Annotated in this window: 23 protein-coding genes, 1 tRNA gene and 2 pseudogenes; 11 read left to right on the top strand and 15 right to left on the bottom strand. The window is 74.2% G+C overall.

Features of this window, described 5'->3' with window-relative positions; genetic code table 11:
- Positions 1 to 187: 187 nt before the first annotated feature.
- Together GCE86_RS15145 and GCE86_RS15140 are read left to right on the top strand one after the other, a co-directional pair.
- A complete protein-coding gene (locus tag GCE86_RS15145) occupies positions 188 to 1,168 on the top strand; it encodes an LLM class F420-dependent oxidoreductase (protein ID WP_154230515.1) in 981 nt (326 codons plus the stop codon).
- Between the two features lies 1 nt (position 1,169).
- Positions 1,170 to 1,976, top strand: coding sequence for an SDR family oxidoreductase (locus tag GCE86_RS15140; protein WP_154227569.1), 807 nt, complete (start codon positions 1,170 to 1,172; stop codon positions 1,974 to 1,976).
- A gap of 57 nt (positions 1,977 to 2,033) precedes the next feature.
- Here the strand turns inward: GCE86_RS15140 and GCE86_RS15135 are convergent, their stop codons facing one another.
- The 8 genes and pseudogenes from GCE86_RS15135 to GCE86_RS32580 all read right to left on the bottom strand — a co-directional run.
- Positions 2,034 to 2,909, bottom strand: a complete 876-nt coding sequence (locus GCE86_RS15135) for a hypothetical protein (protein WP_154227568.1) — start codon at positions 2,907 to 2,909, stop codon at positions 2,034 to 2,036.
- The gene (locus GCE86_RS15130; RefSeq protein WP_154227567.1) at positions 2,906 to 3,415 is read right to left on the bottom strand and encodes a SigE family RNA polymerase sigma factor; all 510 of its coding nucleotides are present in this window, start codon (positions 3,413 to 3,415) and stop codon (positions 2,906 to 2,908) included. The genes GCE86_RS15135 and GCE86_RS15130 overlap by 4 nt, the downstream gene beginning before the upstream one ends.
- Positions 3,416 to 3,665: 250 nt before the next feature.
- Complete coding sequence (locus GCE86_RS15125; RefSeq protein WP_420846455.1) at positions 3,666 to 6,014, bottom strand: transglutaminaseTgpA domain-containing protein; 2,349 nt, start codon at positions 6,012 to 6,014, stop codon at positions 3,666 to 3,668.
- A complete protein-coding gene (locus tag GCE86_RS15120; protein WP_154227566.1) occupies positions 5,990 to 7,144 on the bottom strand; it encodes a DUF58 domain-containing protein in 1,155 nt (384 codons plus the stop codon). Before GCE86_RS15120 ends, GCE86_RS15125 begins: the two co-directional genes overlap by 25 nt.
- 3 nt (positions 7,145 to 7,147) lie before the next feature.
- Entirely contained in the window at positions 7,148 to 8,143 is a 996-nt protein-coding gene (locus GCE86_RS15115) for an AAA family ATPase (RefSeq protein WP_154227565.1), read from the bottom strand.
- A gap of 28 nt (positions 8,144 to 8,171) precedes the next feature.
- Positions 8,172 to 10,739 carry a fibronectin type III domain-containing protein gene (locus GCE86_RS15110; RefSeq protein WP_239542468.1) on the bottom strand — a complete coding sequence of 856 codons (2,568 nt, stop codon included), beginning with the start codon at positions 10,737 to 10,739 and terminating at the stop codon, positions 8,172 to 8,174.
- Between the two features lie 203 nt (positions 10,740 to 10,942).
- Entirely contained in the window at positions 10,943 to 11,746 is an 804-nt protein-coding gene (locus tag GCE86_RS32585) for a fibronectin type III domain-containing protein (RefSeq protein WP_420846458.1), read from the bottom strand.
- A gap of 2,193 nt (positions 11,747 to 13,939) precedes the next feature.
- Positions 13,940 to 14,113: pseudogene (locus GCE86_RS32580) on the bottom strand (hypothetical protein); the annotation flags it as partial.
- A 232-nt stretch (positions 14,114 to 14,345) separates the two neighbouring features.
- On the opposite strand from GCE86_RS32580, the gene GCE86_RS15095 reads away from it, so the two are divergent.
- A tRNA-Leu gene (locus GCE86_RS15095) sits at positions 14,346 to 14,432 on the top strand.
- A 501-nt stretch (positions 14,433 to 14,933) separates the two neighbouring features.
- A complete protein-coding gene (locus GCE86_RS15085; RefSeq protein ID WP_154227562.1) occupies positions 14,934 to 15,275 on the top strand; it encodes a hypothetical protein in 342 nt (113 codons plus the stop codon).
- Between the two features lie 259 nt (positions 15,276 to 15,534).
- On the opposite strand, the gene GCE86_RS15080 is transcribed toward GCE86_RS15085, so the two are convergent.
- Entirely contained in the window at positions 15,535 to 15,909 is a 375-nt protein-coding gene (locus GCE86_RS15080) for an ArsR/SmtB family transcription factor (protein WP_154226606.1), read from the bottom strand.
- A gap of 236 nt (positions 15,910 to 16,145) precedes the next feature.
- On the opposite strand from GCE86_RS15080, the gene GCE86_RS15075 reads away from it, so the two are divergent.
- Positions 16,146 to 17,135, top strand: a complete 990-nt coding sequence (locus GCE86_RS15075) for an ArsO family NAD(P)H-dependent flavin-containing monooxygenase (protein ID WP_244317299.1) — start codon at positions 16,146 to 16,148, stop codon at positions 17,133 to 17,135.
- Between the two features lie 216 nt (positions 17,136 to 17,351).
- Here the strand turns inward: GCE86_RS15075 and GCE86_RS15070 are convergent, their stop codons facing one another.
- The 5 genes and pseudogenes from GCE86_RS15070 to GCE86_RS15050 all read right to left on the bottom strand — a co-directional run bounded on the left by GCE86_RS15070 (position 17,352) and on the right by GCE86_RS15050 (position 20,489).
- The gene (locus tag GCE86_RS15070) at positions 17,352 to 17,759 is read right to left on the bottom strand and encodes an arsenate reductase ArsC (protein ID WP_154227560.1); all 408 of its coding nucleotides are present in this window, start codon (positions 17,757 to 17,759) and stop codon (positions 17,352 to 17,354) included.
- 207 nt (positions 17,760 to 17,966) lie between these two features.
- Positions 17,967 to 18,678: pseudogene (locus tag GCE86_RS15065) on the bottom strand (aquaporin); the annotation flags it as partial.
- A gap of 50 nt (positions 18,679 to 18,728) precedes the next feature.
- Positions 18,729 to 19,391, bottom strand: coding sequence for an arsenate reductase ArsC (locus GCE86_RS32500; protein WP_154227558.1), 663 nt, complete (start codon positions 19,389 to 19,391; stop codon positions 18,729 to 18,731).
- Positions 19,388 to 20,074 (bottom strand): arsenate reductase/protein-tyrosine-phosphatase family protein, encoded by a 687-nt coding sequence (locus GCE86_RS15055; RefSeq protein WP_154227557.1) that lies wholly within the window; start codon positions 20,072 to 20,074, stop codon positions 19,388 to 19,390. The genes GCE86_RS32500 and GCE86_RS15055 overlap by 4 nt, the downstream gene beginning before the upstream one ends.
- Positions 20,075 to 20,156: 82 nt before the next feature.
- Positions 20,157 to 20,489, bottom strand: coding sequence for an ArsR/SmtB family transcription factor (locus GCE86_RS15050; protein ID WP_154227556.1), 333 nt, complete (start codon positions 20,487 to 20,489; stop codon positions 20,157 to 20,159).
- Positions 20,490 to 20,551: 62 nt separating this feature from the next.
- Between GCE86_RS15050 and GCE86_RS15045 the strand changes: the two genes are divergently transcribed.
- The gene (locus GCE86_RS15045; RefSeq protein ID WP_154227555.1) at positions 20,552 to 21,697 is read left to right on the top strand and encodes a flavin-containing monooxygenase; all 1,146 of its coding nucleotides are present in this window, start codon (positions 20,552 to 20,554) and stop codon (positions 21,695 to 21,697) included.
- 18 nt (positions 21,698 to 21,715) lie between these two features.
- On the opposite strand, the gene GCE86_RS15040 is transcribed toward GCE86_RS15045, so the two are convergent.
- Positions 21,716 to 22,099: an ArsR/SmtB family transcription factor gene (locus tag GCE86_RS15040; RefSeq protein WP_154227554.1), complete on the bottom strand. Its 384-nt coding sequence runs from the start codon at positions 22,097 to 22,099 to the stop codon at positions 21,716 to 21,718.
- A 90-nt stretch (positions 22,100 to 22,189) separates the two neighbouring features.
- On the opposite strand from GCE86_RS15040, the gene GCE86_RS15035 reads away from it, so the two are divergent.
- Genes GCE86_RS15035 through GCE86_RS15015 form a run of 5 tightly spaced genes read left to right on the top strand, consistent with a single transcriptional unit; the run spans position 22,190 to position 24,677 of the window.
- Positions 22,190 to 22,339: a hypothetical protein gene (locus tag GCE86_RS15035; RefSeq protein WP_154227553.1), complete on the top strand. Its 150-nt coding sequence runs from the start codon at positions 22,190 to 22,192 to the stop codon at positions 22,337 to 22,339.
- Positions 22,340 to 22,352: 13 nt separating this feature from the next.
- Positions 22,353 to 22,601: a hypothetical protein gene (locus tag GCE86_RS15030; RefSeq protein ID WP_154227552.1), complete on the top strand. Its 249-nt coding sequence runs from the start codon at positions 22,353 to 22,355 to the stop codon at positions 22,599 to 22,601.
- Entirely contained in the window at positions 22,598 to 23,842 is a 1,245-nt protein-coding gene (locus GCE86_RS15025; RefSeq protein ID WP_204341961.1) for a M28 family peptidase, read from the top strand. The genes GCE86_RS15030 and GCE86_RS15025 overlap by 4 nt, the downstream gene beginning before the upstream one ends.
- Before the next feature lie 8 nt (positions 23,843 to 23,850).
- On the top strand, positions 23,851 to 24,180 hold the full coding sequence (locus tag GCE86_RS15020) for an ArsR/SmtB family transcription factor (protein WP_154227551.1): 330 nt from the start codon (positions 23,851 to 23,853) through the stop codon (positions 24,178 to 24,180).
- A complete protein-coding gene (locus GCE86_RS15015; protein ID WP_154227550.1) occupies positions 24,180 to 24,677 on the top strand; it encodes a GNAT family N-acetyltransferase in 498 nt (165 codons plus the stop codon). The genes GCE86_RS15020 and GCE86_RS15015 overlap by 1 nt, the downstream gene beginning before the upstream one ends.
- Positions 24,678 to 24,710: the final 33 nt, after the last annotated feature.

Below are 24,710 nucleotides of genomic sequence, written 5' to 3'. Positions count from 1 at the left end.
CCTCCCGCCCTCGGACCACCCCATCTGGCGTTCGTAACACTCTTTCCGGGCCGGGTACGGCGGATCGGGCATATCGCGTCCCCGGCTCGGCGAGTCCGGCGCTACGCCGGGCCGGGAGCCGCCGGTCGGGATCTTGCCCCCGGCGACGGCGACCGGGCACGATCGACCGGTGACGAATCGATGGGGCATGACGGTGCCGCTGGCCGGCGTCCCGCTCGCCGACCACGCCGCGGTCTACGCGGCGCTCGACCGGGCCGGCTTCACCGACGTCTGGTCGTCGGAGGTCGCCGGCACCGACGCGTTCACCCCGCTGGCGCTCGCCGTCGCCTGGCAGCCGCGGCTCCGCCTCGGCACCGCCATCGCCCCGGTCTTCACCCGGGGACCGGGGCTGCTCGCCATGAGCGCCGCCGCCCTCGCCGAGGCCGCGCCCGGCCGCTTCGCGCTGGGCATCGGCGCCTCCTCGCCGGTGCTCGTCCGGGACTGGAACGCGGTGCGCTTCGACGAGCCGTTCAAACGGACCCGCGACGTGCTGCGCTTCCTGCGCGCGGCACTGCGCGGGGACACCGTCGACGAGGTCTACGACACCTTCACCGTCCGGCGGTTCACCCTGGAACGCCCGCCGGCCGTGCCGCCGCCGGTGCTGCTGGCCGCGCTGCGCCCCGGCATGCTGCGGCTCGCCGCCGCCGAGGCCGACGGGGTGATCCTCAACTGGCTGGCCGCCGACGACGTGCCGACCGCCCTGGGCGAGCTGGGCGAGCGCCGCCCCGGCTTCGAGGTCGCCGCCCGGATCTTCGTCTGCCCCACCGAGGACGCCACCTACGCCCGGGCGCTGGGCCGCCGGCTGATCACCGGCTACCTCACCGTGCCGGCGTACGCGGCCTTCCACCGCTGGCTGGGGCGGCAGGACAGCCTCGGTCCCATGTGGGAGGCGTGGGCGGCCGGCGACCGGCGGGGCGCCTCGGCGGCGGTGCCCGACGAGGTGGTCGACGCGCTGATCCTGCACGGCCCGCCCGAGGAGTGCGCCGCCCGGGCCCGCCGGTACGCCGACCACGGCGTGGACGTGCCGGTGCTGGCGGTGCTGCCCACACCGGAGCTGACCGCCGGCGGCGCGGCGGCCTGGGCGGGGCTGCTCCCGCGGCTCGGCGCGACCGGCGGGGAGGCGGGCTGAGATGAACCTGACCGATCGGGTGGCCGTGATCACCGGCGGGGCGGGCGGCATCGGTGCGGCGCTGGGCCGGCGGTTCGCCGCCGAGGGCGCCGCCGCCGTCGTCGTGGCCGACCTGGACGCCCCGGCGGCCCGCGCGGTGGCCGAGGGCATCGGCCCGGTGGCGCACGGCGTCGGGCTCGACGTCACCGACGAGGCGCAGGTACGCGCGCTGGTCGACGAGACCGAGCGCCGCTACGGCAGGATCGACCTGTTCTGCGCCAACGCCGGGGTGGCCACCGGCGGGGGAGTGGAGGCGCCCGACGCCGACTGGGACCGCGCCTGGCGGGTCAACGTGCTCGGGCACGTGCACAGCGCCCGGGCGGCGCTGCCGGCGATGCTCCGCCGCGGCCAGGGCTACCTGCTCTTCACCTGCTCGGCCGCGGGGGTGCTGACCGCCGTGGGCGACGCACCGTACACGGCGACGAAGCACGCGGCGGTCGGCCTCGCCGAGTGGCTGGCCATCACCTACCGGGACGTCGGCGTCCGGGTCAGCGCGCTCTGCCCACAGGGCGTCGACACCCCGATGCTCGCCGGGGGCCTGGCCGAAGGGCACCTGGGCGCCCGGGTGATCGCCGCGTCCGGCGCGGTGCTCACCCCCGACCAGGTCGCCGACGCCACCATCGCGGGGCTGGCCGAGGAGCGGTTCCTCATCCTGCCGCACCCGGAGGTGGCCGCCTACGCGCGCCGCCGCGCCGAGGACCCCGACGGCTGGCAGGCCGGGCTGCGCAAACTCGTCCGCAAGCTGCGGGCCGCCGGGCCGGTTAGCTGAGCGGCCGCGACGGACCGGGCCCGGCCGGTAAGTTGTCGGCCGGGCCACGACGCCTGATCACTGCAGGTGGAACCGATCGTCCATGGCGAGGGCCGCGAGCTGCGGCACGGTGAACGGCAGTTTCGCCAGTCCGTGCTGAGGGCTGCCGAAGTTCGGGGTCTGCGCGACGAAGGTGACCACGCCGTCCGGGTGTCGGTAGGCCGACCACTGCTCGAACCGCCGGTCGACGGTGGGGCGGACGACCACCCCGACCTTCGCTTCTCCGACGGTCACCACCTGGCACTCGCCCTGCATACCCCAGAACTGCCGGGTCAGGGCACACGGCTCGGTCGGCAGAGTGTTCCCGCGGGTGTACACCTCGACGAGTACGCGCCCCGTCCGGTCTCCCTGGGTCACGGTGGCGGTGGATGTGTAGCGCCACACGTCGACGCCCTCCACCCTGTCCTCGAACTCGGCCTGGCTGCTGCGCTGCGGGTCGTCGTCCACGGGCTGGTTCGGCCGGTTCTCCGGCACGACGTATCCGGCCGGCACCGCGGAGATCAACTCGTTGAGCAGCCGGACCGCCTGGTCGTGCCGGTTGCCCGCTCTCGCGGTCCGGTCCTCCTGCGGGCGGCCGTCCGGGCCGGTCGGCCACGGCGACGCGGTCTCCGGCGCCGACGGAGCCGGGCTGGGCTTCGTCCCGGACGCCGCCGGGCTCAACCCGCCGGGACCGGCGGTGCCGGTGCCCGGGACGCCCGCCCCCGTGGTGCCGACCGCCGCGACGCCGGCGACCGCCAGCACCACCGCCGCAGACCCGGCGCAGGCCCAGCCGGTACGCCGTCGCGCCCGGGTACGCCGTGCCGCGCCGAGCGCGGTCGTTGCGTCCAGCGGCGGCGGTGGTACGACGCCGGCCATCTCGTGACGCAGCGCCTCGCGCAGCTCTTCCCCCTTCATCGGTCCCCCTTCTCGATCGCGCTGTATGCGGGCTGCACCAGCTCCCGCAGGTTCTCCAGGCCCCGGGCGGCCTGGCTCTTCACCGTTCCGGCCGAGCACCCAAGCAGTGCGGCGGTGTCCTCGACGGACAGGTCCTCCCAGTAACGGAGCACCAGGACCGCCCGTTGGCGCGGCGCCAGCGCGGCGAGCGCCTGGAGCAGCACCAGCCGGTTCTCCGGGGACTCCGGCGGTGCCGGCCGTTCCGCGCCCTCCCCGCCCACCCGCTCCCGTCGCCACCAGCCGCGCCGCCGCTCGTCCAGGAAGGTCCGGACCAGGATCTGCCGTACGTAGGCGTCGAGCACCTCGTGCCGGGAAACCCTGTTCCAGGCCAGATAGAGCTTCGTGAACGCGCTCTGGACCAGATCCTCCGCCCGGTGCCAGTCGCCGCAGAGCAGGTACGCCGTACCACGCATCGCATCCGATCTCGCCGCGAAGTACTCCGCGAACGCCGCGTCGCGGTCACCCATGCCAGCCTCCGATTCTTTTGTCGGGGATAGTCACGCCCCGTCGGGCGCTGGGGGTTGCATCGCCGGTCAGGACATTTCCTGGCGCGACACCCGACCCGGGCCGGCCGGGCGGGGAGGCGTCGGTGCCGCCACGACGGCCGGCCACAGGAGGTAACCGCGGATCCCGGAAGAACGGTGCAACATCCGCGTCCGCTCAAACGACGCGTCGGCCCCGGAACGAGGCTCGGTGGTCCGCGCCAGCCCTCGGAGGTCAGCGACGCCAGCGCAGCGGACCGGGGTGCACCCGCCACAGCAGCCGCCGCCACCGGGCGCGCGCGTCGCGCAGGGCCGACACGTACCCCCCGGCCAGGGCCGCGGCCCGCTCCGCCTGCTCGGTGGTCACGCTGCCCGGGGCGAACCCCACCTGGTTGAGCAGCCCGGCCAGCTCGTCGACCGCCCCGCCCGGCCGGTCCCTGGTCGCCTCCGCCGGGCCGCCGTCGGCCGCTTGAGCCTCGTCGAGGGTGCGGCGGGCATGGTCGGCGACCTCCGCCGCCGCCAGATCCGCGCCGGCCGGGTGGCCGGCCAGCCGCAGCGCGTCGGTCAGCTCCCGCCAGGCGCCCGCGATCCGGCGGCCCGGATCACCGTGGCCCAACCGGCCGCGGCTCAGGTTGCGGCGCAGCACGGCCAGGACCAGCAGCAGCACCCCGACCAGCAGCACCAGGGCCCCGACACCGCCGCCGACCAGCACCGGCGTACCCGGCCCGGCCTGGCCGCCGCGCCGGTCGGCGCCGGCTTCCGCTGGCGGCGTGGCCGTGGGTTCCACGGTCGGCGCCGGCACCTCGGACGGGGGCGGGTCCTCCGGCTTCGGCCGGAAGTCCTCCTCCACGGGGCGCGGCTCCTCGTCCGGGCGCGGCATCGGGTCGAACGGCACCCAGCCGACGCCCTCGAACAGCACCTCCGGCCAGGCGTACGCGTCCGCCGCCCGGACCGGCCCGTCCGCCTTCGGCTCGAAACCGACCACCACCCGGGTGGGCAGGCCGGCCAGCCGGCCCAGCACCGCGAACGACGCCGCGAACTGCTCGGACGTGCCGCGCTGCCCGCCGCCGTTGCGCGGCCCGAACAGGAAGAACCCCAGGTTCGGGTACGCGTGCCCGCTCGGCGCGTCGGCGGTCACCCGGTAGTGCTCGGCGAGGAAGTCCGCGATCGCGGCGGCCCGGGCGCACGGGGCGCCGTTCTCTTCGGCGAGCTGGCTGGCCAGCCGGCGCATCTGCTCCGGCGCGCCGTCGGCCACACGCAGCACCCGGGCCACGGCGTCGCCGGCCGGTACGTTCGCCGTGCTGACGAGGTTCAGGTCCGGCTGCTCCCGGGCCGAGGTGACCTCGTACCGCAGTCCCGGCGCCAGCCCTTCCGGCCGGATGAGCGTCCCGGTCTCCGGGTCGTACGCCACCCGCGCGCCGGTCACCTCCCGCGCCGTGGGCACGGCGGGCAGCAGCCGCCCGGTCAGGTCGGCCACGGTGATCTTCTGGCGCACCGGGTCGGTGGCGGTGCCCGGCACCGGTTCGGTGGCCGGCAGGATCCGCCCCGCGTTGCGGTACGTGGCGCCCACCCGCCAGGTCACCCCGTCGTAGTTGCTGAGCACCGCCAGCCGGATCCGCGGCGGCACTCCGCCCGCCGCGCCTCCCTCGGTGCGCACGTCGAGCAGCTTCTGGTCCGGGTTCAGCGCCCACCCGGAGATCCGGATCAGCGGGTTCTCGTCCAGCGATTCCACCTGCGGCGGCTCCACGTAGCGGCGCGGGTCCACCGGGCGGTCGTCGACCTGGCCGGCCACCACCGGGGCGAGCAGCGCCGCGAGGGCCACCACCACGGCCACACCGGCCGCGCCCGCCGCGAACAGCCGCAGCCGCACCGCCGCGCGCACCGCCGGGGCCAGGCCCGCCACCGGGTCGGCGCCGGCCGGGCCGCCGGGCCGCCCGCCGGGCACCGCGAGCCCCACAGCGGCGACCGCGGCGAACAGCACCGTAGGCCCGACCGCCGGACCCGCGTTCGGCCCCACCACGTAGAGCGCGCCGCCGTAGAGCAGCACCGGCGGCAGGTAGCCGAGCAGCACCCGCCCGGCCCGCAGCGCCACCTCGGCGGCGGCCAGCCCGGCCAGCCAGGCGGCCACCACCGGGACCAGCACGGTGTCCGGGGCCGGCTGCACCGGGATCATCGCGGTGAGCAGCCGGGGGATCGCGTTACGGGCGGCGTCCGCCGCCACCTCGCCGAGCCCGCCGGGCACCGCCGCGTGCGCCGCCGCCAGCCGCAGCGACAGCAGCGCCCAGCCGGCCAGGGCGGTCACCGACAGCGGCGCCACCAGCCAGGACGGCAGCCGCCGCGCGGCCACGCTCACCAGCACCGAGCCGACCGCCGCGCCGGCCGTCAGGCGGGTCAGCAGCGGGTCCGCGTAGACCCGGCCGAGCACCACACCGGCCAGGGCGATCATGACGATCAGCGCCAGCGGCACCGGCACGGCCCGCAGCACCCGCGCCACGGCACCCGGACCGCCACCGGCCGGCCCGGCCGGCGCCTCGGCCGCCGGGCGCAGCGGGGTCACCGTCACCACCGGCGGATCCCGTCCCACTCGGCGGCGAACTCGGCGCCGTCGGCCGCGTCCACCACCACGAGGCCCGCCGCGCCGGCCGCCGTCGGCTCCGCCGCCCCGAACATCCCGACCACCACCGACGGGTACGCGCGGCGCAACGCGCCCACGTGCCCCAGGTCGCCGCGGGCGCCCGGCCCGGTGAGGAAGACCAGCGTGTCGCCGAGCCGGTCCTGCCGCAGCCGGCCCAGCGCGGTACGCAGCACGTCCTCCCCGCCGTCGGCCAGCTCCACGGCGGCCAGCCGGTCCAGCGGCCCGTACGCCCCGACGGCCTCCTCGGCGGGTGGCACGACCAGCAGCAGGCTCACGGGCAGGTCCTCCCGGGTCGCGGCGGCCACCACCGACGCCGCCGCCTCGCACCCCGACTCGAACGACTCGGCCAGCCCTCCGGACCGGTCCGGGTGGGCGGCCGCCCGGTTGTCCAGCACCACCACGAGCCGGGGCAGGCTGGTGTCCACGTTCTCCCGCACCATCAGCTCGCCCACCCGGGCGCTGGTCCGCCAGTGCACCCGGCGCAGCTCGTCCCCGACCACGTACTCCCGCAGCGAGTCGAAGGTGATCGAGCCGTGCGGCACGCTGTCGGTGCGCCCGTCCAGGCTCCGGCCGGCGCCCGTCGGCACCGCCGACAGCGGATGGATGCGCGGGTGCACCCACACCGGCACCGCATCCCCGTACGCGCGGGCCAGCGCCACCAGCCCCAGCGGGTCGCGCCGAGTCACCCGCAGCGGCCCGACCGGCACCACCCCGCGGCGCCGGGTCGGCACCGGGTAGCGCACCTCGGTGTCCCGCCCCGGACGCAACCGCAGCAGCGGCACCGGCACCAGCCGCCCGCCGCACCGGTCCTCGGCCACCAGGTTCGCCGCCCGCAGCCGGCCGGTGTTGCGCACGGTCAGCACCATGGCCGCCGGCTCACCCCGCGCCACCCGGTCCGGGTCGGCCACCCGCTCGACCGTCAGCCGGGGCCGCCAGGCGGCCGTGACCAGGGCGTACCCGACCGCGACGCCGGCCGCCGCGCCGAGCACGGTCAGCTCCGGGTACGCGTACCGGAAGCCCACGCCGAGCAGCACGACGGCGGCCACGAGCAGCCCGACACCCCGGGCAGTGATTCCCACCGCTCAGCCGTGGACCGGGGCGGGCTGCCCCGACGGCAGCGGCACCGGCACCGAGGCGACCGCCTGGCGCAGCACGTCGGCCGGGGTCACCCCGCGCACCTGCGCGTCGGGGGTGAGCAGCAACCGGTGGGCGAAGACCGGCTCGACCAGCGTCTTCAGGTCCTCCGGCATGATCCAGCCCCGACCGTCGATCAGCGCGTACGCGCACGCCGCACGGGTCAGCGCGATCACGCCCCGGGGACTGACGCCGACCCGCACCTGCGGATGGGTGCGGGTCGCCGCGGCCAGCCGCACCGCGTACGCGTAGAGCGGCTCGGCGATGTGCACCCGCCGGGCCATTTTCACCATCTCCCCGACCGTGGCCGTGTCGGTGACCGCGGTGAGCGAGTCGGGGGAGCGGAGGGTGGCGCCGCGCAGCACCTCCACCTCGACGGCCTCGTCGGGGTAGCCGACGGAGAGCTTCACCAGGAACCGGTCGAGCTGGGCCTCGGGCAGCCGGTAGGTGCCGTCCATCTCCACCGGGTTCTGGGTGGCCACCACGAGGAACGGCTGCGGCACCGGATGGCGTACGCCGTCCACGGTGACCGTGCGCTCCTCCATGACCTCCAGCAGCGCCGACTGGGTCTTCGGCGAGGCCCGGTTGATCTCGTCGGCGATCACGATGTTCGCGAAGACCGGCCCGGGGTGGAACTCGAAGCCCCGGCTGGCCTGGTTGAAGATCGTCACGCCGGACACGTCCGAGGGGAGCAGGTCCGGGGTGAACTGGATGCGCCGCCACTGGCCCTTGACGGTCGCCGCGATGGCCCGGGCCAGCGTCGTCTTGCCCACCCCGGGCACGTCCTCGAGCAGCACGTGCCCCTGGGCGAACAGAGCGGTCAGCGCCAGCCGGACCACCTGCGGCTTGCCCAGCACGACCGCGTTGACGTTCTCGGCCAGCCGGGCGGCCAGGGCGGCGAAGCCCTGCACCTCCGGCTGGGTGAGCGGTTCGTGGGTGTTCACGTGCGGGGTGCTCCTCGGTGCGGCGCGGTCAGCAGGTGGGCAGGAGGTTGATGTTGTCGCCACCCTCCAGGTTCAGCCAGGCCCAGGGGATGTAGTTCCTGCCCGAGTACTCGACCTGCACCCACCAGGTGCTCTGCTTCTGGTTGTTGTAGATCCAGGCGTCGACGTTCTCACCCTGCTTCTTGCAGTACGCCTTCAACCGGCTGCCCGGCTTCGCCCACCCGACCTGCTTGCTGTTGAGCTGCTGCGGCACCGAGAAGATCTCGTTGCCGTTGCGGCCGTCCACCTCGGCATTGCAGTAGGTGCGCTGGTCGCCGTCCGGACCGTTGTTGCAGGTGGCGATCCCGTAGAGCGCGTCCGTGCTCTGCGCCCGGGTCGCGGTGCCCTTGCCGGCCGCGTTGCTCGCCGTCACCGTCACCGTGTACGCGGTACCCGGCGTCAGGCCCGTCACCCGCAGGCTGGAGCAGCTCCCGGTCGCGGGTGTCTCCCCCGGGACGGTCGCCGAGCAGGTCGCCCGCCCACCGCCCGCGTCGACGGTGAACGTCACCGTCACGGAGGTGGCGTCGGCCGACGAGCCGGTCACCGTGACCCGGGGCGCGGCCACCGTGCGGGCCGTGGTGCTGGCCTCCGCACCCGGACCGGCCTCGTTGACCGCCTTCACCTTCACGGTGACGTTCTGCCCGTCGCCGAGCCCGCCGATCGTGGTCCGTACGTCGGTCACCTCGGTGGTCTTGCCGGCGGCCTCGACCACGTACTTCGTCACGGGCCGGCCGTTCTCCACCGCCGGCGCCCACTGCACCGCGATGGTGCCGGGCTGGTCGGCCACCGTGGACGCCTGCAGCTCGGTGGGTGCGGCCGGAGCGGTGAACGGCACGACCGTGTTGCTCACCGGCGACGCCTTCGATCCCGCCCCCTTGTCGCTCACCGCGGTCACGGTGAAGGCGTACTGCGTGCCGTACTCCAGCTGGCCCGCGGGGATGACCAGCTCGGTCTTGGGCGACTCGCCGGCCGGGGCGGTCGCGCCGGCCGAGCTGGCGGTCACCGCGTACTTCGTGACCGTGTTGCCCTGGCCGTTCGCGGCCGGCCACTTCACCAGCACCGTCCCGTCCGGCCGCGCCTCCGCGGTCACGCTGGCCGGCGGGTCCGGCACGGCGGCGGTCGGCGTGACCGGGTTGCTCCGGCGCGCCGGCCCGTCGCCCTTGGCGTTCACGGCGTGCACCGAGAACGTGTACGTCTCCCCGTTGGTCAGCCCGGTGATCTCCAAGGCCCGCTGGTTCGCGCCCACCTCGTGGCGCTGGCCGCCGCCCTCCACCACGTACCTCGTGATCTCGGCGCCGTTGGACGCGGCCGCCTGCCAGCTCACCCGCGCCGACGCGTTCCCGGCGGCGGCCGTCACCGCGCGCGGCGCGCCGGGCTTGCCCACCTTCGGCTTCTTCGGGGGAGGCGGCGGCGGGGCAACCGGCGGCGGGTCGCCGCCGAGCACGTCGTTGGCGTACTTGTTGACCTCGCGGACCTGATTCCGGTCGTCCACGACCTGCGCGGTCGACGAGTTCGGCGGGTTGATGAAGAGGTGGTTCTCGCGGACCTCCAGCTCCATGGGCCCGGGCCGGCCGGAGCCCTTGATGGTGTCGACGAGCTGCCCGTTCGCGTCGAACGAGTAGACCGTGCCGGTCGTCTCGTCGGCACAGTAGAAGCGGCCCGCCCAGGCCACCGCCGGGCTGAGCTCCCCGCCCGCGCCGGGCACCGTGAACCGGTGCACCTCGGCGGCGTCGCGGACCACGTGCACCTTCCGCTCACCGCTCACCGTGACCGGCACCTGAGGGCCGGTGGTGCGCGTCGGCAGGCTGCCCGGTGCGGTCATCGTCAGGTTGGCCCGCTGCGTCCGGCCCGCCCGCACGCTCACCAGCGAGGCGGAGGTGCGGTCGAGCACCGCGACACCGTCGTCCAGCGTGGACACCACCAGCTCGTGGGCCGGCTCGGCCACCTCGTAGGTCTCCACCCGCTTCGGGCTGAGCCCGCCGGACGGCGCGTCCCCCGGCGTGGCCGGCAGCTCCGCGGCGGTGACCGCCGACACGGTGCCCTCGCTCGGCACCGCGATCCACAGCTTGCCGGTGCCGTCGAACGCCCCGCCGGTGATGCCCGGCGGGTAGCGCACCGGCTCGCCCACCGGGGTCAGCGACCGCGGGTCCAGCTGCCGGACGATGCCCTGCACCGCGTCCACGACGAACGCCGAGTCCTCGTGCAGCGCGACGCTCACCCCGAGGCCCGGTGCGGTCGGCGTCGTCGCCGTGATCTGGAGGGTGGCCAGGTCCAGCGAGCTGACCTGGCCGGTGTTCAGATCGCGCAGGATCAGCAGCCGGTCGGTCTGGGCCACCTGCATCTGGTGCCGGCGCCCACCGGGCACCTCCATCCGCGTGTCCACCCGGGCGGTGACCCCGTTGACCCGGGCCAGCTCGCTGCGACTGGTGCTCCACAACCAGGAGGAGGCGTCGTAGTTGGCCACCGCGTTGTCGGCGGCGCCCAGCCCGAGCACGGTCAACCCCATGGCCGCCAGCAGCGCGGCCACGGTGCCGATGGTCACCAGCCCGCCCCGCATCCGGGACCGGGGGCGGGCCGTCTCCGGCCCGGTGCTCGTGACGCTCTCGATGGTGGTCACTTGCGGCTGCCTCCCCGAGTCGGTGGGGGAGGGCGGCGCGCGCGGTCGACCCTCCCCAGAGCCGGGAGCCATCATAGGGGCCGCCGGGGACCGGTGAAACCCGCACCGTCCTCCTGTGGACACCGAGCGTGTCGTGCGGGCGCTCAGTTGGGCGTCGTGCCGCCCTCCCGGTCCGTGCAGACCTGGCCCGAGGTGGCGTAGGTGTCCGTCGAGTACACGGCCAGCACCGTGAAGCAGTAGTCCAGCTTCGGACTCAGCCCGTTCACCGTGTAGCGGGTCTGCCCGGCGTCCACAGTGGCCATCACCCCAAGCTTCTGCCCGGCCCGCCCGCCGGCCACCACGAACGGCACCCCACCGCCGGTCGGGTCGGTCCAGGTGACCGTGATCGTCGTGGTGTCGTCCTGCAACTTCAGCTCACCCGGCGGCGGACCGCTGACCTTCGGCCTGGCCGCGGTCGGCGTCGGCGCGGGCGGTGGCGCGGGATCGCGGTTGAGCAGCACCGCGCCCACGCCGACGACCGCCGCCACCACGACCACCACGGCGCCCGCCACCACGGCCACCACCGTCCGGTTGCGGCCGCGCGGCTCCGGCTCCTCCGCCACCGGGTACGCGGCCGGCTGGTGGAACGCCGGCGGCACCGCCGGCCAGGCCTCCTGACCCGGGTACGGCTCCGGAGCCGGCTGCTGCGACTCGGGGAAGTCGAGCAACCCGTCGTAGACCGGCAGGGACCGGGGCGCGTCGTCGCCGCTCTCCGGCGCGGGGTCCGGACCGGCGTCCACCGTGTCGGGCCGCACCGTGTCGGGCGTCTCCACGACCGGCTCGGGACGGCGGTCGCCGGGCCGGTCGAGGGCCTGCGGCGGGGCGGCGCTGCTCCACGGCGGCGCGGTCATGCCCCACGGCGGCACGGGTGAGGCGCTGACCGGCGCCGCTGCCGGCGGACCGCTCACCGGGTGACCGGGCGCGCCGCCGACCGGATAACCGGGTGGCCCGCTCACGGGATGGCCGGGTGGCCCGCTCATCGGATGGCCGGGCGGTGGGGTAGCACTTGCCGGCGGCCCGCTCACGGGTGGCGCGGCCAGGTGCCCGCCGTCAGCGGACGCGTCGCTGTCCGGAATCCGCGGGGTAGGCGTGTTGGCCGGCGCGGGCGGCAGGGGGCCGCCGCTGACCGGCACGACCCCGGCCGACGGGCCCTGCACCGGCCGCGCGTCGGGGCCGGCTGACTCCACCGAGGACTGGCCGTCCCGCGCGGTGCCCGGCGACGGCCGCCCGCTCACCGGCGAGCCCGGCGCCCGCTCGCCCGTGGATGGCCCGGCGGACGCGGCTTCCGCGACGGAGGTCCCGGCGGGCGGCCGGCCCACTGGCGGCCCGCTCACTGGCGGCCCGCTCATCGGCGGCGCGCTCATTGGTGGCGCGTTGACGGGCGGCGCGCTCATTGGTGGCGTGTTGACGGGTGGGCTGCTCACCGGTGGTGCGCTGACGGGCGGCGCGCTCACCGGTGGTGCGCTGACGGGCGGGCTGCTCGCCGGTGGCGCGCTGACGGGCGGGATGCTCATCGGAGCGGTCGCATCCGGGGGCCGCGAGGCGGCGAGCCGCTCGGCCTCCTCCCGGAGCAGCGGACCGATCTGCCGCACCTGGATGGTCGGCTTGTCCCACCCCGGCGCCGACGCGGGGGCGTCGGTCCGCTCACCCGCTGCGGCGGCCGGCCGGACCGGCGGTTCAGGTGACGGGACACCCGTCGCCGGCACGGCCGACGTGGGCGCCGGGATCGGCGGACCGGATGTCGGCGGGGCGGAGACCGGGATGGCCGGCGGCGGCGGAAGCACGCCGGCGGCGGGTGGGGCAGAGGTCGGGGCCGGGAGCCGCGGAGCCGGTGGCACGGCAGCGGTGGGCGGAGCCGGCGGTCCGGGCACGCCGGAGGTCGGCGCGCCAGGCGCCGTGCCGGGCACCGGCGGCGTCGACACCGGCTGGGCCGGAAGCGGGATGACCGGCGCCGGCGGCAAGGGGACCGACGCCCCGCCTGCCTGCGGTGCGGCAGTGACCGGCGGCGTCGGCGCGGGCGGTACCGGCGCCGGTGCGACCGGAGGCACCGGGCTGGACGTGGGCCTGGTCGGCACGCCGGACGGCGGCGGGCTCGGCGGTGCCGGCATCGGTACGACCGGCGGCGCCACGTGGGACGCGGGGGGCATCGACCCGACCGGCGGCGTGGGGCGCGGCCCGGGCGGCACGACGGGCGCGTGCGTGAGCGGTACCGGCGCCGACGGGGCGGGATGCGCCGAGCCGGCTGTGTACGACGCCGGGTGCGGCGCAGGGGGAACCGGGCCGGGCACGCTCGGTGGTGCCGGAACGGGCGGGGGCGCGACCGGCGTGACCCCGGGTGCCGGCGGGACGGCGGCGACCGGCGGTGGTGCCGGGACGGCCGGGCCGGTGACGGGCGGCGCGGGGAACCGCGTCGTCGCCTCCGTGGTGGCCCCCCAGTCGCTCGACCCGCTGCCCGGAGCGGCACCCGGGCCGAAAGCCGAGGTCGGCGGCGCGGACGTCGGCGGGGGGACGACCGGGGGCGGGGGCAGCGGGGCGGCCGAGGCGCCGGTCGGCAGGGGAGGGACCGGTGGCGGTGGCGGCAGGTGCGCCGGCGGACCGGAGGCGGGCGGTGCCCAGGGGGCCGGTCGGGCCGGCCCGGATGCCGGTGCCCACTCGGCGCCGGGCACCGGTGGCGCGGGAACGGGCGTCGCGGGCGCGCCGGGGTGCGGCGGAGCGGGCTGCGGTGGGTACGGCTGCTGCACTGCCGGCAGCGACATGGTCGGCCCGGACAGCGCCCCGGGATCCGGTTGGTGACCGGCGGCGGCGGCGGAGCCGCCGGGGGGCGGGCCGGGCGGGACGGGAGCGGCGGCGGAGCCGCCGAGGTACTGGCGGGCTGCGCGTACCGCGGGGTGGTCCGGACCGAGCACGGCGGGCCCGGCGGTGGCCACGCGGGTGTAGTTGCGGCGGGCCTCGTGCCGGTTGCCGAGTTCCTCGGCGACCCCGGCGAGGTCGAAACTGAGCGCGAGCATCAACGGGTCGGCGTCGCCGCGGCGACGCTCGCCGGCCGCGTAGGCCTCTTCGAGCACCCGGCGGGCGGCGGCCGGGTCGTCGGCCTCGCGGTGCAGGCGGGCGAGCAGGTGGCCGGTGGCCAGTACGTCGGGGTGGTCCTCCCCGAACGCCGGTCGGGCCGCCGCGATGGTGTCGGCGAGCAGGCGGCGGGCGGTCGTCAGGTCACCCGCGGAGCGCAGCGCGAGGGCCTGGTGTTGAGCGGCGGTCAGGGGGGAGGGGTGGGACACGTGAGCAATGCTGCCCGGAATCGCCGGTTCCTCGCTACCCACCCCCCGGGATCCGGTACGGAGTGCCGGCGCGGGCGGCCGCGGCGGTGCGCTGAGCTGCGGAAAAGTGGCGGGGTGGCGGCGATGTGCATGATCCACCTGGGCCGTGTACAGTAATGCCCCGTGCGGCCCACCGGGGCGGCCGAACCGGTGAGAAGATCACCTCGGCCGACAGGGTAGGCTGGACGAGCAGGTCCGGGTGGCGGAATGGCAGACGCGCTAGCTTGAGGTGCTAGTGCCCGTATAGGGCGTGGGGGTTCAAGTCCCCCCTCGGACACCAACAGATTCCCAACGGTGCGTGGCAAGATCTACACTTGCCCGCACCGTTTGTGTTTCCGGGTCGTCGGTCAGGTTCAGGCCCGTCCACCTGGCAGCCGCACAAGATGTGGATCACCGTGAAGTACACCTGGGGGCTGACCCTGCGGTCGTCGGAGAAGTCCGCCCTGCAGAGCATGCTGAACACTTGCAGCTCCTGACGCCCCATGGCGGCCGCGCGCTCCTAGCCCTCAGGTTCCCACCGGGCGGGTTGCGAATTGAGAGCAGGTGCGGGCTTCCGAGGCGAGGAGGCGTATGGCCGGATGCCAGTGACGTGGTCAGCGGGCGGCGAGCTCAAGCCCAGGCTTGCCGCCTCATCCGCCACCCGCTGCCGACTGTGACAACAGTTGCGGTGGGCGTGCCACGTGGCCGCGCTGTCCGCACGGGTGGGTGGCGGCCATTCAATAGCCTTGGATCTATGACAGAAGGGTGGCGTGGCCCCGGCGGGGATCTAGGGGAGGGGCGTATGGAACCGTGGACCTTGGCGCAGGCCGATCAATGGCTTGACTGGGTGCACGACCGACACGACGAGTTCGACTACCGCTACATCTACTTGGCGTACTTGGCCGCTCGTGCTCCTGATCCGCGTGACGACGAGATCACCCTGACCGTTGAGCCCGACGGTGGTGTCGTATTGCAAGCGGGCAACGACGACCGAGGGCTGCGGCTGGCGAACGACGCCGAGCGGACCCAGTTCGTCGATCACCTGCAGCGGCGGTACTGCAGAGACCGGTACCGGAGCATGCGGGAGTGGGAGGAAGCCCAGCACGCGGACTTCCTCGAAGAAGCCCAGTGGCGGTTCGGATGATAATCCGCACTCCCCGGCACCGGCGCCCGCACCAGCGAGGGCAGGCGGTTGGCCCGTCGCCGCAGTTGCGTGGCCGTGACAGCCATACCTTCAGCGTGACCGAGTCCAAGTGGTCAGCGACCCGGCCGCGGGCTTGCCCAGCGGTGGGTTGTGGAATCGAGAGCGCTGCCGGGACCTTCTCGGCGGGATGAAACCGGCCGCGACCAGAGCGGATCCAATTGTCGGCAGGGCCGGCGCCGGCGGTCTTTGACAGTGGCGCTTAGCGGGTTTTCCTGGTCGCCCGCTTGCGGGGCGGCGTCAGCAGTTCGGCGATTGCCGCGATCGCGGACGGCACCAGGCGGTAGTACGCCCAGACGCCCCGCTTCTCGCGCTCGAGCAGGCCGGCCTCGGTGAGGATCCGCAGGTGATGACTCACGGTCGGCTGGGAGAGGCCGAGCGGCGCGGTGAGGTCACTGACGGACGCCTCACCCTCGGGAGCGGACTGGATCAGACTGAGCAGTCGCAGGCGGGCCGGGTCGGCGACGGCCTTCAGCACTCCCGCGAGCCGTTCGGCGTCGGCGCGCTTGATCGGCTCGCCGGCGAGCGGCGAGACAACAGCGGGTGCGGCGGTTTTCGGGGTTCCCACGTCATGCATCGTTGCACCAACACCATCAATGCGCTGGCGGAACCCGGTACGAGGCCCACCGGCGGTCGGGGGGTAGGGATCTCCTGCTACCGGCCGCGTCCGTGCCCGGACGGGGGTGTGGGCGTCGGCCCGCGTGTCGGCATCTTCAGCCGCTCGGCATGATGATCTGCGGGCGGAGGAGGTGCCGGAGCGTGGCCGGATCGTGTGATGTGGCGGTCGTAGGAGGTGGGCAGGCGGGTTTGGCGGTGGGCTACTACCTGCGCCGAGCCGGTCTGGATTACGTCATCCTCGACGGCCAGTCGCAGCCGGGTGGCGCGTGGCGGCATGGCTGGAACTCGTTGCGGTTGTTCTCTCCGGCGGAGTACAGCCCGCTGCTGGGGTGGGGGATGCCTCGGCAGGAGGGCGAGGAGTTCCCGACCGCCGGGCATGTCGTGGACTACCTACGGGCCTACGAGCAGCGGTACGACCTGCGGGTGCGCCGGCCGGTCCGGGTCCATGAGGTGCGGCGCGCCGGGGAGCGCCTGGCGGTGCAGACCGACGACGGGAGCTGGCTGGCCCGGTACGTCATCTCCGCCACCGGTACGTGGGAGTGCCCGTACGTGCCCGACATCCCAGGCCGTGACGAGTTCGCCGGCCGGCAGCTGCACACGGTGAACTACACCTCGCCGGAGCAGTTCCGGGGGCAGCGGGTCGTGATCGTCGGGGGAGGCAACTCCGCGGCGCAGATCTTGGCGGAGGTGTCCCGGATCGCCGAGGCCACCTGGGTCACCCTGCGCCCGGCGCGGTTCATGCCGGACGACGTCGACGGTCGGGTGCTGTTCGGTGTGGCCACCCGCAAGGCCGCCGGTGGTGCCGGTGGCGGTGTCAGCGACCTCGGCGACATCGTGATGGTGCCCAGCGTCCGCGAGGCGCGCGACCGCGCAGTTCTGCACGCCCGTCCGATGTTCGCCCGGCTGACCGATCGTGGTGTGCGGTGGGCCGATGGCGCAGAGCAGCCCTGCGACGCCATCATCTGGTGTACGGGTTTCCAGCCCAACCTCACCCACCTCGCGTCGCTGCTGCCCGGATGGCGGCAAGGGGAGGTCGCCACCGAGGGCACCCGGTCGGTGGACGACTCTCGCCTGTACCTGCTGGGTTACGGCGATTGGACCGGACCGGCGTCAGCCACGCTGGTGGGTGCCGGCCGGACAGCGAAAGCGACGGTCGCCGACATCACCTCCCGCCTGCGCGGATGATCGTCGGCCGGATGCCCGGCCGAGTTGGCCGCGCCTCGGGCGGCGCCGGTCAGGCCACGGCGGCGCGGTAGCGCTCGGTGTCGAGGGCGGCGGCGCAGCCGGTGCCGGCGGCGGTGATCGCCTGGCGGATCAGGCGGTGCGGATCGGACACGAGGGGCTCCTGCTCAGGGGTGCGCCCACCGGGGTGGGACCCGGTGGGCGGCAACGAGGGCGTTGTCAGGCGGTGGGGCGCAGTTCGGTGAGCAGCTGCTCCACGCGGGAACGGATCTCGTCGCGGATCGGGCGGACGGCGTCGACGCCCTTGCCGGCGGGGTCTTCGAGCTTCCAGTCCTCGTAGCGCTTGCCGGGGAAGACGGGGCAGGCGTCGCCGCAGCCCATGGTGACGATGACGTCGGAGGACTCCGCGGTCTCGTACTCCAGGAGCTTGGGAGTCTGGTCGGTGATGTCGATGCCGACCTCGCGCATGGCCTCGACGGCGGCGGGGTTGACCTGGTCGGCGGGGGCGCTGCCGGCGGAGCGGACTTCGACGGTGTCGCCGGCGAGGTGGCGCAGCCAGCCGGCGGCCATCTGGGAGCGGCCTGCGTTGTGGACGCAGACGAACAGGACGCTGGGCTTGTCGCTCATCGGGTGCCTTCCATGCGGTGCGAGGGCCGGTTGACCGGCTTGTCGTCGGGGTCGGGGAACAGGTTGGCTGGGTCGCTGTTGCGGTCGAGCGTCCGGTAGCGGCCGGGGTCACGGCGGCGGTTGACCAATCCCGCGTCAGGCCGAGTGCCGCTGGTGCAATGTGGGTGCGGGGTTGTCATGAGCGGCGACCGATGGCGGCGTCCTCGTCGGTGGGGACGACGACCTGGTCGGCGGCGGCGCCCGCGTCCGGGTAGAGGGCGGCGAGCAGGCCGACACCGAGGGCAAGGCCCACAAGCTGCGCGAGGACGAAGCCGGGCACGGAGGTGGGGGCGATGCCGGCGAAGGTGTCGGTGAACGCGCGGCCGATGGTGACGGCCGGGTTGGCGAACGAGGTCGACGAGGTGAACCAGTAGGCGGCGCCGATGTAGGCGCCGACGGCGGCGGGTGCGACCGCGGCGCGGCCAGAGCGGGCGAGGGCGAAGATCAGCAGGATCAGGCCGGTGGTGGCGACGACTTCACCGAGCCACAGGTGGCCGGCGGCGCGGTCCTTGCCGGAGAAGTCGACGGCGGCGAGGTCGAACATCAGGTTGGCCAGCACGGACCCGGCGATCGCCCCCAGCACCTGCGCCACGACGTAGCCGCCCAGGTCTCGGGCGGTGAGGCCGGTGCCGGCGCGGCGGCCGAGGAACCAGTCAGCGGCGGAGACGACGGGGTTGAGGTGCGCGCCGGAGACCGGGCCGAAGATCAGGATCAGCGCGCCGAGAGCAAACGCCGTGGCGGTGGAGTTCTCCAGTAACTGCAGGCCCACATCGCCGGGGGAGAGGGTGGCAGCCATGATGCCGGAGCCGACCACGGCGGTGACCAGCAGGGCGGTGCCGACGAACTCGGCCAGCAGGCGCCGCCGAAGTGCGATGGTCATCAGTCTTTATCTCCCATGATGGTGCTGTCCCGGATCGTCGGGCGGAATGGTTATCGGGTGGCGGGGACGTTCAGCTCGTCGAGCAGGCGACGGACGCGGCGCTCGATCTCGTCGCGGATCGGCCGCACGTCGGCCAGGTCGAGCCCGGCGGGGTCGTCGACGGTCCAGTTCTCGTAGCGGGTGCCGGGGAAGATGAGGCACAAGTCGCCGCAGCCCATCGTGACCACGACGTCGGCGGCCCGGACCACCTCGTCGGTCCACGGCTTGGGGAACTCCTCCGAGATGTCGATGCCCCGCTCGGTCATCGCCGCGGTCGCGGAGGGGCTGACCTCGATGCCGGGTTCGCTGCCACCGGACCAGGCGATCGCCTGGTCGCCGGCCAGGTGGGTGAAGAAACCCAAGGCCATCTGCGAGCGGCCGGCGTTGTGGGTGCACAGGAACAGCACGACGGGGCGCCCGTCGCGGTGGTGTCCCTCGACCCGGGCGAGGGCCCGTAGCCGCTGGCGGGCGAAGCGCTCGGCGAGCAGCGGCAGGAAGTTGGCGATGCTGGCGGCGGTGGCGAACTGGTCGTGGCTGGTCTGCAGGAACCGCTCGATGGTTTCGGTGCCGTAGATGCCGTCGAACTCCTCAGCAAGTCGCGTCGCGGCGGTGTGCAGCGCGACCTGCTGGTCGAGGGTGATCTCTTGGAGGGGGTGGGCGGTGATGTCGGTCATCGGGGGCCTCCGGGCAGGATGGCGGGCGCGAGCCGGTCGACGCGGTCGGCCAGGTCGGCGTAGGCGGCCTCGAACGCCTCGTCGGTGTCCACGCGCACCGGGTCCGGGACCGACCAGTGCAGGCGGGGGCGCAGCGGGCCGGTCAGTTCCTCATGGGCGTTGTCGCAGACGGCGATCACCAGGTCGTCGCGACGGACGACATCGGCGACGTGGGCGGTGCCGGTCGGGTCGAGGTCGAGATCGTGGCGGTGGGCCACGGCCACCGCTCGCGGGTGCACCCGGGTGGCGGGCTTCGTGCCGGCGGAGGCGACATCGCCGTGGGCGCGCTGCTTCCACAGCGCGGCGGCCAGCTGCGAGCGGGCCGAGTTGTGGGTACACACGAACACCACCCGGCCCACGCCGGCCAGCCGCGGGGTGGCGAGAGCAGCCAGCGTCTCAGGGCGCAGGCGAAGGTAGGTGCGGCGCCGGTCGCCCTCGGAGCGGCCCTTGACGACCAGGCCGGCGTCGGTGAGGACCTTGACGTGGTGGGCGACCAGGTTCGTCGGCATGCCGAGCGTGTGTGCGATCTCCCCAGGCGAGGCGTCGCCCAGGGTGAGCGCGTCCACGATCGCCAGGCGCGCCGGGTCACCCAGAGCGGCGTGGATGCGGGCTCGCCCGTCGAGGGAAGAAAGCTCAGCATTCATTGAGTCAACCATCGCTGAGGAAGTTTACCGAGTCAAGCCGGTCTCGTGGAGGCCCGGATCTCACCGGGTCGGTGTCGGCTGCTTAGCAGCAGGTCGCCAGATAGGACTGCAGATCCGTCAGGGCAGCGATGGTGCCGTCGCGGTCAGCCCGGTAGAACACCGTCTTGCCGTCTCGCCGCGAGGTGACCACGCCGCCGCGTCGCAGCAGCGTCAGCTGCTGCGACGCCGTGGCCTGGCTGATGCCGGCCCGCTCGGCCACCTCGCCCACGGACATCTCGGCGCCGCGGGCGAACAGCATCATGATCCGCTGCCGGGTCGGGCTGCCGAGGGCCTTGAGGAACTCCTGCGTCTGCGGCGCGAGGCCCGAAGCGGCGCTCTGCGGCCCGGCCGGCTGGTCGGCGGCGGTCTGGCTCATGGTCACACCTTCCCTCGCCATCATCATATTGTCATTCAACGAAATGACGATATGATCGTGGTGTGAACGATCAAGTCAATCCCGTGATCATCGTCGGCGGCGGGCAGTCCGGCCTCGCCGCAGCCCGCGCCGCCCTGGACGCTGGCCTGCGACCCGTGGTCCTGCACCGCGGCGCCGAACCGGTGGGCTCCTGGCCTGACTACTACGACAGCCTCACGCTGTTCTCGCCTGCCCGCTACAGCACCCTGCCCGGCATGCCCTTCGACGGCGACCCGGACCGTTACCCGCACCGCGACGAGGTGGTCGACTACCTCCGCCGCTACGCCGACGCCCTGGACGTCGAGATCCGCACCCGCACCGGAGTCGTCGCTGTGCACCCCGGCGACAGCGGTGGATACCTCGTCCGCACCGACACCGGAGACGAACTGCCCGCCGTCGGGGTCGTCGCCGCTACCGGCTCCTTCGGCAACCCGTACCTGCCCACCCTTCCAGGGCAGAGCGAGTACACCGGGGATCTGTGCCACGTCGCCCAATACCGCCGACCCGAGGCATACGACGGCAAGCGGGTCGTGGTCGTGGGGGCCGGAAACTCCGCTGTCCAGGTCGCCTACGAACTCAGCCGGCGCACCTGGGTGACGCTGGCGACCCGGGAACCGGTCCGGTTCCTGCCGCAGCGCATCCGCGGCCGGGACCTGCACCACTGGCTGCGCGTCACCGGCGCCGACCGCCTTCCACGCCCGGTCATCACCCGGCTCATCCGGCACGCCGCCGTGCTGGACACCGGCCGTTACCACGACGCCATCACCTCAGGGGAGCTTCTCCGGCGCGAGATGTTCACCCGCTTCACCGCCGACGGCGTCGTCTGGAGCGACGGCACCACAGAAGCCGTCGACGCCGTCATCTTCGCCACCGGCTACCGCCCGAACCTGGACTACCTCGCCCCACTCGGCGCGCTGAACCAGGGCGTACCCCGGCAGGTGGGCGGCATGTCCACCACCCATCCCGGCCTGCTCTACCTGGGGCTGGAATTCCAGCGATCCTTCGCCTCGAACACCCTGCGCGGTGTCGGCCGCGACGCCGCGCACGTCATGGCAGCCCTCGCCGCACGCGTGGACCGGCGCTCACGACTCTTCCGGCAGGTGCGTCCCGCGGCATCCGGTGCCCAGCGGTCGCCGTCGCCCCTGCACAGCGATGGAGCCGGCGAATGACGGCGATGGGGGGCGAGGTCAGATCTTCGCCGTGGCCGCCGGCTCGACCGACAGCAGCGCGGCGAGCTGGCGCAGGATCTGCGGTCGGGCCCGGTAGTACACCCAGGTGCCGCGCCGTTCGGCGTCCACCAGGCCTGCCTCGCGCAGCGTCTTGAGGTGGTGGGAGATAGTCGGCCCGCTCAAGTTGAACGCCGGCGTCAAGTCGCACACGCACGCCTCCCCGTCCTCGGCGGAGGCGATCATCGACATCAGCCGCAGCCGCACCGGGTCGCCGAGGGCCTTGAACGCGGGCGCGAGCACCGCGGCCGTCTCGGCGGGAACCTGGCTCTGCGCCAGCGGGGGGCAGCACGGCGCATCGGCGTTGAGGTCGATGAGGGCGAGCGGCGCCTGTTGCTTCGACATGCCTCTAGGTTGACATCTCTCTAATCAACGTGCAACTCTCTGATTCGACGGACGTCGAGACAGGCGTCCTTGAGGGAAAGAGGCTCCGTCATGTTCGGCTTCACCCGCCGCTCGCGCACCCCGCTGCCTGGTGTCCTGTTCTGCGACTCCTGTGCCCAGGTGTCGACCGCGGCCCAGCGCGCCGAGCGCCGTCTCGACCGTGCCCGCACCAGTGCCTACACGCTGATCAGCCCCCGCTGAGGAGATGACCGACATGAGCGAGAACACCTCCACCGCCGGCGGTTTCACCGGCGACCCCGCCGCGGCCCTGCAGATCACCGGCTCCGGCGCCTGCTGCGGCAGCCCGGCCCAGGCCGTCGGCGGCATTCTCCCGCCGGCCGGCGAAACCGCCAGCGGTGACCCGTGCTGCGGGACCCGCCAGGCCGCCCGGGCAGCTGGCTCCTGCTGTGGCACCGAGGCGAAGGCCGACGCCATCGCCACCGGACAGGGCTGCTGCTCATGACCGGCTCAAGCAACCTCGCAGAGCTGCTCGAGCAGGTCAGCGCCGACCGGATGGTCGCCACCATCGCCACCCTCGCCTCCGACCCGCTAGCCGGACGGCGGGTCGGCTCGACGGGCGGGGCGGTGGCCCGCGCCTGGCTCGTCGACCAGCTCACCGCCCTCGGCGCTGACGTCTGCACCGAGGAGTTCCCGGTCCGCGCCGTGCCTCAGGTGTATGAAGCGCCGACGGTCACCTGGGGCGATCGGAGCGGCACCGAGGAGCTGGTGTTCGGGCGACAGGTCGCCATCCACCCGGCCTCCGCCGACAGGCCGGACATCCGTCGCGGCGCCCTCGGCGTCGCCGGCAAGGACGACCCGGCGGGGCGGTGGTTGGTCGTGCCGGCCGACGTGAGCCTGTTCGACGCCTACCGCGACACCTGCGGCGCGGCCGGGTTGCTGGTCCGCCGCCCGGTTGACGCCGAGGGTTGGCAGTTCACCATGCTCGCCGGCCCGGACCCGGGGCCGTTGCCGGTGCTGACTCTCGACCCGGACACCCACCACGGCGTGCTCGCCGCCGCGACCGCGAGGGACAGTTGGCTGGCTGGCGCCACGCCGCTGCGCCGCGACGACGTCACCGGCGCCAACATCCACGCCTGCCTCCAGCAGTCTGTCCCCGACAGCGCGGACCTGCTGCTGACCGCGCACTACGACGGCGTTGGCGATCACCCCGGGCTCCGCCTGCCCGGCGCCTCGGACAACGGCACCGGCGTCGCCGTGGTCCTCGAAGCCGTCCGCGTTCTCGCCGCCGCGCTGCCGGCTGGTGCGGGACTGTCCGTGGCACTGCTCGACGGGGAGGAGGTCGGCGCTCTCGGCTCCGCCCACCACGCCAGTCAACTCCGCGCCGCGGGTGCCGCGCCGTTGGTCATCAACGTCGACGGCGCCGGCCGCCTGGAGGGGGCGGCCGCGGTGGAGGCCGGTGGGCCTGCCCACCGCCTCCTCGCCCTGCTCGACCAGGCCGGGCGCCACACCGGTATCCCCCTGACCGCGGGTCCGGTGGCATCAGACAACCGTCGCTACGGCGGCGCCGGGTTCGCCGCAGTAGGGATCGGTGCCGGCATGGGCGGCTACCACAGCCCCGCTGATACCCCCGACAAGGTCGCCCCCGACACCCTTGGCGCCATCGCCCGTCTCGTTGTCGCGACCGCTCACCTCGCGGCAGCGGCACCCGCTACACTTTCATCGCCAATCGGCGATAAACGATAGAGGGAGTGATGGTGGGCGATCTCCTCGACCGGGACACCGCGCAGACCTACGCCTCGTGGTTCCGGGCCCTGGCGGACCCGACCCGGGTGCAGATCGTGGAGTACCTCGCCCGGCACGCCCGGCCGATGAGCGTGGGGGAGATCGTCTCCGCCGTCGGCTTGGCTCAGTCCACCGTCTCCCAACACCTGAAGATCCTGACCGAGGTGCGGTTCGTGCTCGTCGAGCCGGTCGGCACCGCCCGTCACTACCGCATCAACGACGCCTGCGTCGGCTGCTTCCCCTCCGCCGCTGACGTCGTCATGGGCCGCCCGGCCCCCACCCCGAAGGGAGCCTGCTGATGGCCGACACCACCGTCCGCCCGATGACCCCGGACGACGCCGATCGTGTCCTCGCCATCTACCAGGCCGGCCTCGACGGCGGCGACGCCAGCTTCGAAACCACCGCACCGATCTGGACCGCATTCGACTCGGGCAAGCTGCCTGATCACCGCCTCGTGGCCGTCGACGCGGACGACACCGTCCTCGGGTGGGTGGCGGTGTCACCGACGTCGACCCGGGCGGTCTACGCCGGGGTGGTCGAGCACTCCGTCTACGTCGACCCCGCGGCCCAAGGGCGTGGCGTGGCCCGGCTGCTGCTGGACGCGCTGATCGCCTCCACGGAGGCCGCCGGCATCTGGACCATCCAGTCCGGCGTCTTCCCGGAGAACGTCGCCAGCCTCGCCCTGCACCAGCGGGCCGGGTTCCGCGTCATCGGCACCCGCGAAAGGGTCGGCCGGCACCACGGCCGGTGGCGCGATGTCGTTCTGCTCGAGCGACGCAGCCCCGCCATCACCTGACCCCGTTCAGTTCCGTCCGCCACAGCAGCACTG

This window comes from Micromonospora terminaliae (genome assembly GCF_009671205.1).
Taxonomy (GTDB): Bacteria; Actinomycetota; Actinomycetes; order Mycobacteriales; family Micromonosporaceae; genus Micromonospora; species Micromonospora terminaliae.
Note: the sequence above shows the minus strand (reverse complement) of the source record. Positions and strands in the feature narration are given on the sequence as shown.